Below are 13689 nucleotides of genomic sequence, written 5' to 3'. Positions count from 1 at the left end.
CCGACCCGTCAGGAACCGACCCGATCCGGTGATCCGTCAGCGAGCTCATCAGTGTCTCCCTTGATCAGGGTGTCCACCTGATTCATGACACTCCCTCACGAGCACCCACACCCGGGGCGGGCCGTACATGGAGACGCGCCACGGCCGCGAGGGGGGTGGCGCGGGAAGTCGGTGGGGTCGACTTTTCGTGCAGCGGTCCTGTCTGTGAGGGGTTGGGGGTGGGTTGGAGTGGGAAGTCGGCGAGGCCGACTTCCTGTGGGGTCGTGGTGGTGGGGGATTGCCGGATCGAGGTGTCGGCAGGGGGGTGCCCTCCTGCCCGGGGTGGGCAGGAGGGCGGGGGAGGTGGGTTCAGGCGGTGAGTTGGGCGCGGAAGAGGGCGCTGTTGAAGTAGGCCTTGGCCTCGCGGATGAGGCCGGACTGCTCGTCGAGGTCGTAGATGTTGATGCCCGACCAGTTGACGGGTCGGCCGTCCAGGGTGACCGCGGCGCCGCGCCAGGAGACGGCGACGTGGTGGCCGACGGTGTGGGCTTCGAGGGGGGTGAGGCCGAGGAAGGGGTGGAAGCCGGGCAGGACGGAGGCGATGAAGTCGTGGATCGCGGTGCGGCCGGTGAGCGGGGGCGTGCCGATGGGGTCGTGGAAGACGCCGTCCTCGGTGAAGGCGGCGGCCCAGGCGGTGGCGTCGCCCTCCTGGGAGGCGCGGAAGAACTGCAGGACGGCGGTGGGCATGGCGGGGAAGGTCATCGCAGGGACTCCTTGAGAGGGACGGACGGACGGGCGAGGTGGACGGCGAGCGCGCCGGAGGCGGCGAGGGCGAGGAGAGCGCAGACCCCGGGCCAGCCGAGCAGCGCGTGGGCGCGCACGCCGAGCCAGGAGCCGGCGCTGCCGCCGAGGAACGAGCAGGTCATGTAGGCGGTGTTGAGGCGGCTGCGGGCTTCGGGTCGCAGCGCGAAGATGCGGGCCTGGTTGGCGACCTGGCTGCACTGGACGGCGACGTCCAGCAGCAGGAGCCCCGCCGCGAGGGCGACCAGGCCGAGCGGGCCGCCCTCCGTGCCGGTGGTGAGGACGGCCGCGGCGAGGAGCGCGGCCGCCAGGCACCAGGTGGTGACCCGGTCGGGGCCGTCGCGGTCGACGAGGCGGCCCGCGGCGGGAGCGCCGAGCATGCTGGCGGCGCCGATGAGGGCGAGGACGCCGACGGCCTGGGCGTCCATCCGGTAGTGGGGGCCGGTGAGCAGGAGGGCGAGGGCCGTCCAGGCGGCGCTGAATCCGGCGAAGAGGGTGGCCTGGTAGGAGGCGGAGCGGCGCAGGGCGGGTTCGGTGCGCAGCAGGCGCAGGGTGTCGGCGAGCAGGGTGGGGTAGCGGTCGCGGGTGACGGGCGGGACGGAGGGCAGGGCGAGGCCGAGGACGAGGGCGAGCAGGCCCGTGAGTGCGGCGGCGACCAGGTAGGGGGCGCGCCAGCCGAGGTGTTCGCCGAGGACGCCGCCGAAGGTGCGGGCGAGCAGGATGCCGCCGATCAGGCCGCCCTGGAGGGTGCCGATGACGGAGCCGCGCCGTTCGGGGGCGACCAGGCCGGCGGCGAGGGGCAGCAGGAGCTGCGGCACGACGGTGGCGACGCCCACCACGGCGCCGGCCGCGACGAGGGCGCCGGCGGTGGGGGCGAGTCCGGCGGCCAGCAGGGCGCAGGCCGTCACGGCGAGCAGGACGGTGGTCAGCGGGCGGCGGGGCAGGCGGTCGCCGAGCGGGACGAGGAGGAAGATCCCTGCGGCGTAACCGAGTTGGGTGAGGGTGACGACCCCGGCGGCGGCGTCGGGGGTGATGGCGAAGGCGTCGGCGACAAGCGGGGTGAGGGCCTGCGGGAAGTAGACGTTGGCCACGCTGACGCCGCAGGCCAGGGCCATCAGCAGTGGCAGCCTGCGCCCGGAGGCGAGGGCTGGGGGTGATTCGGGTCGGGACAGCAAGGGACACTCCAACCGAACGAACTAGATGGTTCGGAACGACTGGACCGAGACTGACAGACCGTTGCCCGCCCGTCAAACGAACTGGTTCGTTACCGCCCGGCTACCATCACCCCATGGCGTACGACTCCACAGCAACCAAAGAGCGCATCCTCACCGCGGCGGCCGCCGAGTTCGCCGCCCACGGCGTCGCCGGTGCCCGCGTGGACCGCATCGCCGCCTCCGCCCAGGCCAACAAGCGGGCGATCTACGACTACTTCGGCGACAAGGACGGCCTCTTCGCCGCCGTCCTCGAACGCCTCATGGCCGACCTCGCCGAAGCCGTCCCGCCCGGGGACGACGACCTCGCCTCCTACGCCGAGCGCCTCTTCGACCACCACCGCGCCCACCCGCAGGCCCTGCGCCTGCTGCTGTGGGAGGCCCTCGAACGGGGAGACGGTGCCGTCCCCGGGGAGGACGCGCGCAGGAACCACTACGAGGACAAGCTCCGGGCCGTCCGCACCACCGAGGGCGACGAGGACCCACGCACCCGCCTTTTCCTCGCCCTCGGCCTGGTCGGCTGGAGCCTCGCCATGCCCCAGGTACGCCGCATGATCCTCGGCCCGGACGAGGACCTCGACCGGCTGCGCTCCGACATCTCCCGTGCCGTCCGCGCCCTCCCCCGCCCCGATCACACCTAGGTAGACCCCCGCCCGCGAGCTGGTCGGGGAGGGCTGCCCTGGGGTGCTCGTGCTGCGGGCGTGGTAGTGCGGGTGCGGCCGGGGCTCGCCGGAGGGAGGTGGGCCATCCGGGGGCGGGGTTGATCTCGCGCTGTCGGGGGTGCGGTGGCCGCGTCGGGTGGCTCGTGTCGTGGGCGGCGCGGGGCGGATGCAGGTGGGTGGAGCCCGGGTGGCTGGGCTGCGGCCGGGGGATTGCTCCGGGTCGGCGGGGTTGGGGGAGGGGGTGGGACCCGGTGGCCAAAGGAAAGGGCAAGGGGAGTCAATTCCCTTGCCACTATCAAGCTATAGCGTGACCCGGGGCTTGCGGCAAGCCCCCCGTTGTGGCGCAGAATCCCGGCCGTAAGGCCATTGACCTGCGGAAACGGGAGTCGTGTCATGCGTGTGTTGATGACGTCGTGGGGATCGCGCGGAGATGTCGAGCCGCTGGCCGGGCTGGCGGCGGCGCTGCGGGGGCTGGGAGCGGAGGCGCGGGTGTGTGCGCCGCCGGACGAGGAGTTCGCGGCGCTGCTGGCGCGGGTCGGGGTGCCGCTGGTGCCGCTCGGTCCTTCGGTGCACTCGGTGGTCGCCGGGCCGAAGCCGCCGACGACGGAGGACGCGTTCCGGCTCGCCCGCGAGCTGGTCGCCGCGCGGTTCGAGACGCTGACCGCGGCGGCCGAGGGCTGCGACGTGGTGCTGGCCACCGGCCTGATGCCGGCCGGAGCCCGGGACGTCGCCGAGAAGTTCGGCCTCCCCTACGTGCTGGCCTGCTTCCACGTCTTCGGACTGCCCTCGCGGCACCACCGGCCCGGGCGGCGGCCGGGCACGCCCTCCCCGGAGGACGAGACCGACTACGAGAAGCTGTGGGAGCAGGACGCCCAGCGGGTGAACGCGCTGTACGGGGAGGCGCTCAACAGCCACCGGGTGGCGATCGGGCTGCCGCCGGTGGAGAACGTCCGCGACCACGTCTTCACCGGCCGGCCGTGGCTGGCGGCGGACCCGGTGCTGTGCCCGTCGGAGGGCATGACGGAGCTCGACGTGGTGCCGACCGGGGCGTGGATCCTGCCCGACGAGCGTCCGCTCCCGGCCGACCTGGAGGCGTTCCTGGACGCCGGTGAACCGCCCGTGTACGTCGGCTTCGGCAGCATGGCCGCGTACGCCCCGGAGGGCATCGCGCGGGTGGCCGTCGAAGCGGGCCGCGCACACGGCCGCCGGGTGCTCCTCGGCCGCGGCTGGGCCGGGCTCGCCCCGATCGACGGCGGCGAGGACTGCCACGTCGTCGGCGAGGTGAACCAGCAGGCCCTGTTCCGTCGGGTGGCGGCCGTCGTCCACCACGGCGGCGCGGGCACCACGACGACCGCGGCCGTGGCGGGCGTGCCTCAGGTGGTCGTCCCGCTGATCGCGGACCAGCCGTACTGGGCCGCCCGGGTGGCCGAGTTGGGCATCGGAGTGGCCCACCTCGACCGCACGCCGACCGTCGACTCGCTCTCCGCCGCGTTCACCGCCGCCCTGGCGCCCGAGACCCGGGTACGGGCGGAGGCCGTGGCCCGCGGCATCCGCACCGACGGGGCGACGGTGGCCGCGAAGCTGCTGTTCGAGGCGGTGGGACAGGAGGTGCCCGCCGTGTCCGGATGAGCGTCCGGTGAGTCTCCGGTGCTTCGTGCGTCGTGCGGCGCCGGGTGCCGGGTGAACGGCGGCGCGGGGCAGGTGAGTTCGAGTCCGGATCGGTCTCCTTCCGATCGGTCAGGGACGGTTGTCGGCCCGAGCGCGGCCGGTTCCGGCGGTGATCCGGTGACCGGAGGCCGGGTGTCGGCCGGGTCGGTTAGGGTGCCCACCAGCGCGCCCGGTCACCGCAGACCACGCGCGAGGGGAGGGCGGCATGACCGACGGCACGCACGGGGGACCGGGGCAGCACGGCGACGGTATCCGGTGGCTCGCGGAGATCGGCCGGAAGGGCGGCGGCCGATCGTCAACGGGCGGCCCCGACCCGGACGGTGTGCCCGGTGGGGTCGTCTTCGCCCGGGGGATCACGCCCGAGGAACTCGCCCGCCGGATGGGCGCCGACCCGGCCACCGCGACCGAGCCGATCAGCGACGCCGAGATCCGGCACCTGGAGATCGAGGTCTACCGCCCCGGTGACGACGGTGACGGTGTGATCCGGGTCGGCACGTGTGCCGGCTGGTCGTTCGCGATCGAGTACGGCGACTCCACGGGCGGCGAACTGCTCACCGAGATAGCGCGCGACGGCGCCGAGGTGGTGCACTTCCGCCCGATGCCGGAGCAGCGGCCGGCCCTGCTCGACTACGCCCGGGACGGCGCGGTGCTGTGCGGCTTCGGCCTCGGCGAGGAGCGCTGGCGCTGGGGCCAGGAGCCGGACCTGCTGGTACCGGACCTCGTCGCCGCCGGAGTCCTGGAGGCCGACGGCGTGACCTCCTGCGCCCCCGGAGGGGAGGCCGACGGGACGGCCCGACGCCGCACCCTCGGCGCCGTGGAGCGGCGCTTCGGGCTGAGCCTGCCCCGGGCCGCCCTCGGCGGGCTGCGCCTGCCGGCGTACGCGGTGCGGGGAACCCCGGACCTGGTGCTGCGCTGAGGGGGCGCGCCGACGACCCCGGAGGTGCGGGGCGCAGCGGCCGGACAGGGCGAACGGCAGGACCAGGTACAGCAGGAACAGGTACGGCAGAAACAGGTACGGCAGGAACAGGGACGGCGAGGACAGGGGCGGCACGTACGGGAACGGCAGGAAACGGGCGGTCACGGCAGGGCTCCTTTCCGGGGACCACCGGCGGGGTCCCGATGGCCGTCATCCTTGCGTGCCGCCGGCCTGTCGCACATGTGCCGATCGGGAGGTTCCCGAGGGGCGATTCCCGTCTGCCCCCTGCCGATCGGCAGGGGGCAGACCCAACGCGGACGTGGAGACGTCCGAGCGGATCGGCCCCGCACCCGTTCGGCCGGTGGCAGACGGTTCGGCGCACTCCCCCCGTCCGGAGGTCCCCGTAGGGCGTCGGAGGGCTCCGGCCCCTAGGGTCTGTGGTGCGTCGACGAACCGCGCGCCGGGCGCACGCCGCCCCCGTCGAGCGCCGGGGCGTCCGGCAGGCCCGAGACCGCGCGCCGGGGTGCCCGGCCGACCGAGAGGTGGACCCGCCCCATGCACACCGTCGCCCGCGGCGCCGGAGCGTTCGGCCTGACCGTCCTGCTGCTCACCGCCGCCACCGGCTGCCAGGGCGACGGCTCCTCCGCCGCCGAACCCGCGCCGACCTCCCCGGCCACCGGCACCGGCCCGGCCACCGGCACCGCCTCCGAACCGGCCGTCACCGGATCGTCCGCCACCGGACCGGCCGCCCAACACCTGGACTGGCACGCCTGCGCCGCCCCCACCAGCGCCCAGGGCAACGGCACCGCGCCCGCCGCCGACTGGCAGTGCGCCACCCTCAAGGCCCCGCTGGACCACGGCAAACCGGACGGCACCACGATCGACCTCGCGCTGATCCGCAGCCGGGCCAAGGACGAGCAGCACCGGATCGGCTCGCTGCTGTTCAACTTCGGCGGCCCCGGAGCCTCCGGCGTGGCCACCTTGCCCGCCTTCGCCGCGACCTACGCCGACCTCAACTCCCGCTACGACCTGGTGAGTTTCGACCCGCGCGGGGTCGGCGCCAGCGCCGGGGTGACCTGCCTGGACGACCGGGCGATGGACGCCGCCACCGCCGCCGACAGCACCCCCGAGACTCCCGGCGAGGTGAAGGAGCTGGACGACGGCAACGCCCGCTTCGCCGCCGCCTGTGAGCGCAACTCCGGCGCCGTGCTGCCGTACGTGGACACCGAGAGCGCCGCGCGCGACCTGGACCTGATGCGGCAGGTGCTGGGCGACCGGAAGCTCTCCTACTTCGGCATCAGCTACGGCACCCAGCTCGGCGGCGTCTACGCCCACCTGTTCCCGCAGCAGGTCGGCCGGGTGGTGCTGGACTCGGTGGTCGACCCGACCAAGGACCCGCAGCAGACGGCGCTCGGCCAGGCGCAGGGCTTCCAACTCGCCCTCGGCGACTTCATGAAGGCCTGCGCGACCCAGGCCGGGGCGGCCTGCCCGACCGGCGCGGGCGGTGACGAGGGCACCGCGAAGGTCGCGGCACTGGTGCAACAGCTGGAGCAGTCGCCGCTGCCCACCAAGGAGGGGCGGCAGCTCACCGAGAGCCTGGCGGTGACCGGCATCGCGGGCGCCCTGTACAGCCAGGAGACCTGGCCCGCGCTGGCCGCCGGGCTCACCGAGGCGATGGAGCACGGGACCGGTGACACGCTGCTGCTGCTCGCCGACGGGTTGAACGGGCGCGACGCCCAGGGGCACTACACCAACCTGAACGCCGCGAACCGGGCGATCAGTTGTGTGGACGCCCGGCAGCGCTACTCCGACCAGGACGTGCAACAGCAGCTGCCGCAGTTCCGGGCCGCCTCCCCGGTGTTCGGCCCGTTCACCGCCTGGGCCCTGACCGGCTGCACCGGCTGGCCCGTCCCCGGCAAGGCCGCCCATCCGGAGGTCGCCGCGCCGGGCGCCGCCCCGGTCCTGGTGGTCGGCACCACCGGCGACCCGGCCACCCCGGTGGAGGGCGCCCGGACGATGGCGCAGCAGCTCGGCGCGGGCGTCGGCGTCACCGTCACCCTGCAGGGCGAGGGGCACGGCGGCTACAACACCGGCAACCCGTGCCTGAAGCGGACCGTGGACGCCTACCTGCTGGACGGCACCGTGCCGGCGGACGGGACGACGTGCGGCTGAGGAGCCGACGGGGCGGCGGCGGGTCGGCGGACGGCGAAGTGGCCCACTGGGGTGGCCACTGATTGGTCCTGGAGCGTGGGCCACTCGGGCACTAGCCTCTCCGGTGTGACCACTGATCTGACGAACGATGTGACGAACAGCGCGCCCGCCCGGCTCCTCGACCGCAGCCACGAGCCCGACAGCGACACCGTCAAGAGCGACACCGTCAAGGTCGACTTCTACTTCGACCCCGTCTGCCCCTTCGCCTGGATCACCTCCCGGTGGATCCTGGAGGTCGAGCGCCAGCGCGAACTCGACCTGAACTTCCGGGTGATGAGCCTGTCCGTGCTCAACGAGGGCCGCACCGACCTGCCCGAGCGCTACCAGCGCCTGATGACCACCGGCTGGGGCCCCGTGCGGGTCTGCATCGCCGCCGCCGAGCAGTACGGCCCGCAGGTGCTGCGCGCGCTCTACACCGAGCTCGGCACCCGGCTGCACGACCAGGACCGGGCCGCCGACGACACCGTGATCCGGGAGGCGCTGGTGGCGGCGGGCCTGCCGGAGGAGCTGGCGGCGGCGGCGAACAGCACCGAGTACGACGAGGCCCTGCGCAGGAGCCACCACGAGGGCATGGACCCGGTCGGCGAGGAGGTCGGCACGCCGACCATCCACGTGGACGGCGTGGCCTTCTTCGGCCCGGTGCTGAGCGCCATCCCGCGCGGCGAGGACGCCGTACGGGTCTTCGAGGGTGTGCGGCTGCTGGCCGGGTACCCGAAGTTCTTCGAGCTCAAGCGGACCCGGACGGGCGGGCTCGACTTCTCCTGACCCACCCCGGCCGACGGGCCGCCGCCCGGACCCGTCGATCCGGACCCGCCCGCCCGGCGAGGCCGACGCCCCGCCGACGGGCGGTTCTCCCCCGGGTGGACCGCTGCCACCCCCTTCGGGCTCCCGTCCGGGCGCGGAGCGTCCGACCATGGAGGGGCGGAGGCTGTCCGGCCTCCCGAGAAGGCGGTGAGCGTGGATGATCGCACGAATCCGGCTGCGCGCTGCCCGTCACCCCGAGACCCCACCCGGCCCCGGCCCCGGCCCAGGTTCCGGCCCAGGGTCCGGTTCCGGACCCGGCCCACGCCCCGGCCAGGGCTGGGGCCAACGGCCGGGCCCGGGCCAGGGCCGCAACCAGGGCCGCAACCAGGCCCCCGGCGGTCCGGGCAAGCCCCCACCGCCCTCCTGGCGCCGCTGGCTGCTGCCCGTCGCCGTGCTGGTGACGCTGCTCCTGCTGGTGCTCTTCTCCAACCCCGGCAAGCCCGGCACCCGCTACGGCTACACCGACTTCCTGAACCGGGTCAACGCCGGCCAGGTGCAGACCGTGGACGTCAGCGACACCGGCGGGGTGAGCGGCACGCTCAAGGACGGCACCAAGTTCACCAGCCAGATCCCCACCGCCCTGGACACCTCCCAGCTCAGCAGCGCGCTCTCCGCGCACGACGTGACCGTCACCGGCAGCCGGAGCAGCGGCGGCGGCTCGGTCTGGTCCACCCTGCTGCTGTTCCTGCCGCTGCTGGTCTTCGGCGCGCTCTTCCTCTGGTCCGGCCGGATGGCCGCCCGTTCGCTGGGCGGCGGGCTGAGCGCCATCGGGCGGTCCCGGGCCAAGATCATCGAGGCCGAGCGGCCGAACACCGGGTTCGCCGACGTGGCCGGGTACGAGGGCGTGAAGCAGGAGGTCAGCGAGGTGGTCGATTTCCTGCGCAGCCCGGAGCGGTACGCCGCCGCCGGAGCCAAGGGGCCCCGCGGGGTGATCATGGTCGGGCCGCCCGGCACCGGCAAGACCCTGCTCGCCCGGGCGGTCGCGGGTGAGGCCTCGGTGCCGTTCCTCTCGGTGACCGGCTCCGGCTTCGTGGAGATGTTCGTCGGCGTCGGCGCCTCCCGGGTCCGCGACCTCTTCGACGACGCCCGCAAACGCGCGCCGTCGATCATCTTCATCGACGAGATCGACGCCGTCGGCGGCCGCCGGGCGGGCGGCACCCGGATCGGCGGCAACGACGAGCGCGAGCAGACCCTGAACCAGCTGCTCGCCGAGATGGACGGCTTCGACCAGAGCACCGGCATCGTCGTCATCGCCGCCACCAACCGCCCGGACGCCCTCGACCCGGCCCTGCTGCGCCCGGGCCGGTTCGACCGGCAGGTCACCGTCCCGCTGCCCAACCAGGCCGAGCGGGCCGCCATCCTCGCCGTGCACGCCCGCGGCAAGACCCTGGGCCCGGACGTCGACCTCGGGCGGCTCGCCCGCGGCACCCCGGGCTTCTCCGGCGCCGACCTCGCCAACCTGGTCAACGAGGCCGCCATCAACGCCGTGCGCGCCGACCGGGCCGTCCTCACCGCCGACGACCTCGACGCCGCCCGCGACCGGGTGCTGCTCGGCCGCCGGGAGTCCTCCAACGCCCTGCTGCCCGAGGAGCGGCAGGCCGTCGCGGTGCACGAGTCCGGGCACGCGCTGATGGCCGCGCTGTGCGAGCACGCCGACCCGGTCGCCAAGGTGACGATCCTCCCGGCCGGGGTCGCCCTCGGCGCCACCGAGCAGCTGCCCGAGGCCGAACGGCACCTGTACAGCGAGGGCTACCTGACCGACCTGCTCACCGTCCAGCTCGGCGGCCGGGCGGCGGAACTGGTGGTCTTCGGCGAGGGCTCCACGGGCGCGGCCAACGACCTCGCCAACGCCACCTCGGTCGCCACCCGGATGGTCCGCGAGTTCGGCCTCTCCCCGGAACTCGGCCCGGTCGGCTACTCCAGCGGCACCCCGCACTACCTCGGCGACAACCCGGAGGACCTGCTGCGCCGCCCGTACTCCGAGCAGACCCAGCACGCCGTGGACGAGGCGGTGGCCCGACTGCTGCGCCGGGCCGAACGGCGGGCCCTCGACCTGCTCGCCGAGCACCGGCACCACCTGAACGAGCTGGCGGCGCTGCTGGTCGCCCAGGAGACGGTGGACGGCCGGGTGGTGCTCGAGATCCTGGCGCACCCGGCGCCGGGACCGCGGCCGCCGGTCTCGCTGCACAAGCCGGGCGAGCCGGACGGGCCGGGGCAGCCGGAAGGGCCGAGGGAGCCGGACGGGCCGGACAGGCCGGACAGGCCGGGGGAGCCGAGGGGGCCGGACGGGCCGGCGGAACCGGGCGAGGCCCCCCGCCCGTGACGGCCGCGGAGACGGTGGTCGTATCCTCGTGATCGCGTCACGTACCCACCGTCCCGAGGAGTCGGAATGACCGAGCCCCTGCCCGCCGACGTCCAGCGGGAGATCGCCCGTGCCCTCGGGGTCGCGCCCGTGCCGGACCCCGCGCGGGAAGCCGAGCGCCGGGTGGAGTTCCTGGCCGACCAGGTCCGGAGCTCCGGCGCGCGCAGCCTGGTGCTGGGCATCAGCGGCGGCGTCGACTCCACCACCGCCGGGCGGCTCTGCCAGCTCGCCGTCGAGCGGCTGCGGGCCGAGGGCCACCAGGTGACCTTCACGGCGATGCGGCTGCCGTACGGCGTCCAGGCGGACGAGGCGGACGCCCAGCTCGCGCTCGGCTTCATCCGCGCCGACGAGGTGCTGACCGTCGACGTCAAGCCCGCCACCGACGGCGCGCTCGCCGCCCTGAAGACCGCCGGCCTGACCTACCGCGACCGCGGCCACGAGGACTTCGTCGGCGGCAACGTCAAGGCCCGCCAGCGGATGGTCGTCCAGTACGCGGTGGCGGGCGCCAAGGGCGGGCTGGTCGTCGGCACCGACCACGCCGCCGAGGCCGCCGTCGGCTTCTTCACCAAGTTCGGCGACGGCGCGGCCGACGTGATGCCGCTGTCCGGCCTGACCAAGCGCCAGGTGCGGGCGATCGCCGAGGTGCTGGGCGCGCCGGCCGAGCTGGTCAAGAAGACCCCGACCGCCGACCTGGAGAACCTCGCCCCCGGCCGCCCCGACGAGGACGCCCTCGGCGTCAGCTACGACGCCCTGGACGACTTCCTGGAGGGCCTGCCGGTCAGCGAGGACGTCTTCCGCACCGTCCTCGGCCACTACCGCCGCACCGAGCACAAGCGCAACCTCCCGGTCGTCCCGCCCGTGGCATGACCGGCCCGGAGGAGCGCGCCGCCGGGGCCGTCCTCGGAGCCGCCGTGGGCGACGCCCTCGGCGCCCCCTACGAGTTCGGCCCGGCCGGCGCCTTCTCCGCCCGCTTCCCGGACACCCCGGGTGACCTGGTCGCGGGCGGCGGCTGGGAACTCGGCGAGGCCACCGACGACACCCAGATGGCCGTCCTGGTCGCCGACTCGCTGATCGAGCAAGGCGGCCTGGACCTCCCGGACCTCTTCGACCGGTTCCGCCGCTGGGCCGCCGCCGACCCGCACGACATCGGCCTCCAGACCGAAGCCGTCCTCACCAGCGGCCTGCCCTGGGACCTCGCCGCCGCCGCGCACGCCGGCACCACGCTGCGCGCCGCCGGCAACGGCGCCCTGATGCGCGCCTCGACCTCGGCCGTCGCCTTCGCCCGGGCCGGGCGGCAGGCCACCATGGACGCGGCGCGGCGCATCGCGGCGCTGACCCACGGGGACCGGGCGGCCTGGGAGGGCACGGCGATCCTCCACGAGCTCGTCCGGCTCGCACTCGACGGCTCCGACCCGCTGGCCGGACTCCCCGCCGTGCTGGCCCACGTCGACCCCGACCACCGCGAGCGCTACGCCACCGTCCTCGCCCCCGACTGGCACCCGGGGCGCGCCACCGAGGCCAACGGCGCGGTCTGGCCCTGCCTCGGTTCGGCGGTGTGGGCGCTGCGCACCACCGACGGCTTCGAGCAGGCGCTGCGCGCCGCGGTCGACCTCGGCGGCGACACCGACACCGTGGCCGCCGTCACCGGAGGCCTGGCCGGGGCCCGGTACGGACTGGCGGCGATCCCGGAGCGCTGGACCGGACCGCTGCACGTGAAGCTGCCCGGGTTCGGCGGGCGGGTGCTCCGGGCGCGCGAACTCGTCGAGATTTCTGAACAATTGACTGGATGTCAGAAGAGGCCTACCAGGGGATGTGGATCTCCGGCGGGTTGACCAGGAAGTACACGATCAGGGCCGCCGGGACCAGCAGCTGGCAGAGGAGCGGTCCCAGCATCGCGAGGCGCCAGCGGCGCTGCGGGGTCGACCGGTCGCCGGCGACCGCTGCGCCGAGCAGCACGGTGAACCCGACGACGCCGAGGAGCCACATCGTCTGCACCACCGCGGTGTGGTGCTCCTCGGGCGTCTGCTCCCCGGCCCACCGCCAGATCCGGGACAGCAGGAAGCCGTCGATCGCCACCGTCAGCACGGCGAACACCGCCCCGGCCCGTAGGTCCGCCGATTCCCTGCCCAGGCCCTTGATCCCCGTCCGTGCCACTGCGTCCGTCCCCCCGGTGTCGGCCTGCTCATGTGGCTGGCTACGGTAGCGGCAAGGGGGCCGGCCCCATAGAGGGCGGCGGTCGGCCGAGGGGGCGCGGGGGATGGGGCGATGACGGTGGATCGGCTCGCGGTGGCGTCCGGGGGCGGGGCCTGGACGGCAACCTGCTCACCGCCGTGCTGCCGACCACCGCGCTCCAGGACGGGCTGCCTCGCCTCGCGGGCTGCCGGCCACCCGGCCGGTCCGGTGATCGGGCTCAACGACGGTGCGGTGCCCGGCCGTTGAGCCTTCCGGCGGGACCGTGAGGGCCGGGTCCGTCAGTCCCCGTCGGCGTCCGGCTCGGCGGTCGGGGCGGCGCCGGAGCGGATGGCCAGCCTGCTCTCGGCGGTGGTCCAGTCGGCGGCGATCGCCTGCTGGGCGGCGGCCAGGGTGACCTGGCCCTTGCAGATCGCGGTGTGCAGGTGGCTCTCCACCGCGTCCTTGGGATTGTTCGGGCCCTTGCCCGGGACGTGGCCGGGGGAGGGCGGCTGGACCCACAGGTTGCGCGGGTCGTTGGGGTCGCCGCCGAGCTGGAGGCTGATCAGGTGGTCGTACTCGGCGTCGCCCATCGGGCCGTCGTAGCCGTACGACCTGGCGTTCTCGGCCTTCTCCTTGCCGGTGATGTTCGACGGCGGGCGGATGGTCGAGGTGTAGCCGCCCTGCTTGCAGATGGTGTCCTTGAGATTGGCCTGGCTGACCGCCGGGCTCACCGCGCCCGGCGTGCAGCCGGGGTCGGGCAGCGGCTGCCGGTCCGCGGTGTAGCGGTAGTGGCAGCTGCCCGGCGCGGGCTGCGGCTGGACGTCGTAACCGCTCTTCGGGCCGGGGCCGGTGACGATCGCGGCGCCCGCGGGCGGGGCCGCGGCCGCGGCGTCACCCGCGGCC

The 13689-nt window shown here is 74.7% G+C and carries 12 protein-coding genes; 8 read left to right on the top strand and 4 right to left on the bottom strand.

All coding sequences use genetic code 11. From position 1 onward, the window contains the following. Positions 1 to 348: 348 nt before the first annotated feature. Together ABZW03_RS25475 and ABZW03_RS25470 are read right to left on the bottom strand one after the other, a co-directional pair. Positions 349 to 741 carry a nuclear transport factor 2 family protein gene (locus tag ABZW03_RS25475; protein WP_355262612.1) on the bottom strand — a complete coding sequence of 131 codons (393 nt, stop codon included), beginning with the start codon at positions 739 to 741 and terminating at the stop codon, positions 349 to 351. After that, complete coding sequence (locus tag ABZW03_RS25470) at positions 738 to 1895, bottom strand: MFS transporter (protein ID WP_355262618.1); 1158 nt, start codon at positions 1893 to 1895, stop codon at positions 738 to 740. Before ABZW03_RS25470 ends, ABZW03_RS25475 begins: the two co-directional genes overlap by 4 nt. A 173-nt stretch (positions 1896 to 2068) precedes the next feature. On the opposite strand from ABZW03_RS25470, the gene ABZW03_RS25465 reads away from it, so the two are divergent. From ABZW03_RS25465 to ABZW03_RS25430, 8 genes are all read left to right on the top strand, one after another. Next, the gene (locus tag ABZW03_RS25465) at positions 2069 to 2632 is read left to right on the top strand and encodes a TetR family transcriptional regulator (RefSeq protein WP_355262609.1); all 564 of its coding nucleotides are present in this window, start codon (positions 2069 to 2071) and stop codon (positions 2630 to 2632) included. 414 nt (positions 2633 to 3046) lie between these two features. Beyond that, the gene (locus tag ABZW03_RS25460; RefSeq protein ID WP_355262606.1) at positions 3047 to 4282 is read left to right on the top strand and encodes a glycosyltransferase; all 1236 of its coding nucleotides are present in this window, start codon (positions 3047 to 3049) and stop codon (positions 4280 to 4282) included. 244 nt (positions 4283 to 4526) lie between these two features. Further along, positions 4527 to 5237, top strand: a complete 711-nt coding sequence (locus ABZW03_RS25455) for a DUF6461 domain-containing protein (RefSeq protein ID WP_355262603.1) — start codon at positions 4527 to 4529, stop codon at positions 5235 to 5237. A 555-nt stretch (positions 5238 to 5792) separates the two neighbouring features. Further along, positions 5793 to 7409: an alpha/beta hydrolase gene (locus ABZW03_RS25450; protein WP_355262600.1), complete on the top strand. Its 1617-nt coding sequence runs from the start codon at positions 5793 to 5795 to the stop codon at positions 7407 to 7409. Between the two features lie 249 nt (positions 7410 to 7658). Next, a complete protein-coding gene (locus ABZW03_RS25445) occupies positions 7659 to 8213 on the top strand; it encodes a DsbA family protein (protein ID WP_355262615.1) in 555 nt (184 codons plus the stop codon). A 196-nt stretch (positions 8214 to 8409) separates the two neighbouring features. Continuing rightward, entirely contained in the window at positions 8410 to 10575 is a 2166-nt protein-coding gene (gene ftsH / locus ABZW03_RS25440) for an ATP-dependent zinc metalloprotease FtsH (protein WP_355262597.1), read from the top strand. A 66-nt stretch (positions 10576 to 10641) separates the two neighbouring features. Continuing rightward, positions 10642 to 11481: an ammonia-dependent NAD(+) synthetase gene (gene nadE, locus ABZW03_RS25435; RefSeq protein ID WP_355262594.1), complete on the top strand. Its 840-nt coding sequence runs from the start codon at positions 10642 to 10644 to the stop codon at positions 11479 to 11481. Continuing rightward, positions 11478 to 12446, top strand: coding sequence for an ADP-ribosylglycohydrolase family protein (locus ABZW03_RS25430; protein WP_355262591.1), 969 nt, complete (start codon positions 11478 to 11480; stop codon positions 12444 to 12446). Before nadE ends, ABZW03_RS25430 begins: the two co-directional genes overlap by 4 nt. Here the strand turns inward: ABZW03_RS25430 and ABZW03_RS25425 are convergent. Then, entirely contained in the window at positions 12415 to 12768 is a 354-nt protein-coding gene (locus tag ABZW03_RS25425; RefSeq protein ID WP_355262588.1) for a hypothetical protein, read from the bottom strand. The two genes, ABZW03_RS25430 and ABZW03_RS25425, sit on opposite strands and share 32 nt — an antisense overlap. Positions 12769 to 13085: 317 nt before the next feature. Then, the coding region (locus tag ABZW03_RS25420) for a hypothetical protein (RefSeq protein ID WP_355262585.1) at positions 13086 to 13689 on the bottom strand (604 nt) is incomplete at its 5' end.

The sequence above is a fragment of the Kitasatospora sp. NPDC004799 genome (genome assembly GCF_040609095.1).
Lineage (GTDB): Bacteria > Actinomycetota > Actinomycetes > Streptomycetales > Streptomycetaceae > Kitasatospora.
Note: the sequence above shows the minus strand (reverse complement) of the source record. Positions and strands in the feature narration are given on the sequence as shown.

What these genes read in the sequence shown, in the direction of transcription:
- ABZW03_RS25475 (WP_355262612.1), bottom strand. Translation starts at nt 741, where the DNA reads ATGACCTTCCCCGCCATGCCCACCGCCGTCCTGCAGTTCTTCCGCGCC.
- ABZW03_RS25470 (WP_355262618.1), bottom strand. Translation starts at nt 1,895, where the DNA reads ATGGCCCTGGCCTGCGGCGTCAGCGTGGCCAACGTCTACTTCCCGCAG.
- ABZW03_RS25465 (WP_355262609.1), top strand. Translation starts at nt 2,069, where the DNA reads ATGGCGTACGACTCCACAGCAACCAAAGAGCGCATCCTCACCGCGGCG.
- ABZW03_RS25460 (WP_355262606.1), top strand. Translation starts at nt 3,047, where the DNA reads ATGCGTGTGTTGATGACGTCGTGGGGATCGCGCGGAGATGTCGAGCCG.
- ABZW03_RS25455 (WP_355262603.1), top strand. Translation starts at nt 4,527, where the DNA reads ATGACCGACGGCACGCACGGGGGACCGGGGCAGCACGGCGACGGTATC.
- ABZW03_RS25450 (WP_355262600.1), top strand. Translation starts at nt 5,793, where the DNA reads ATGCACACCGTCGCCCGCGGCGCCGGAGCGTTCGGCCTGACCGTCCTG.
- ftsH (WP_355262597.1), top strand. Translation starts at nt 8,410, where the DNA reads ATGATCGCACGAATCCGGCTGCGCGCTGCCCGTCACCCCGAGACCCCA.
- nadE (WP_355262594.1), top strand. Translation starts at nt 10,642, where the DNA reads ATGACCGAGCCCCTGCCCGCCGACGTCCAGCGGGAGATCGCCCGTGCC.
- ABZW03_RS25430 (WP_355262591.1), top strand. Translation starts at nt 11,478, where the DNA reads ATGACCGGCCCGGAGGAGCGCGCCGCCGGGGCCGTCCTCGGAGCCGCC.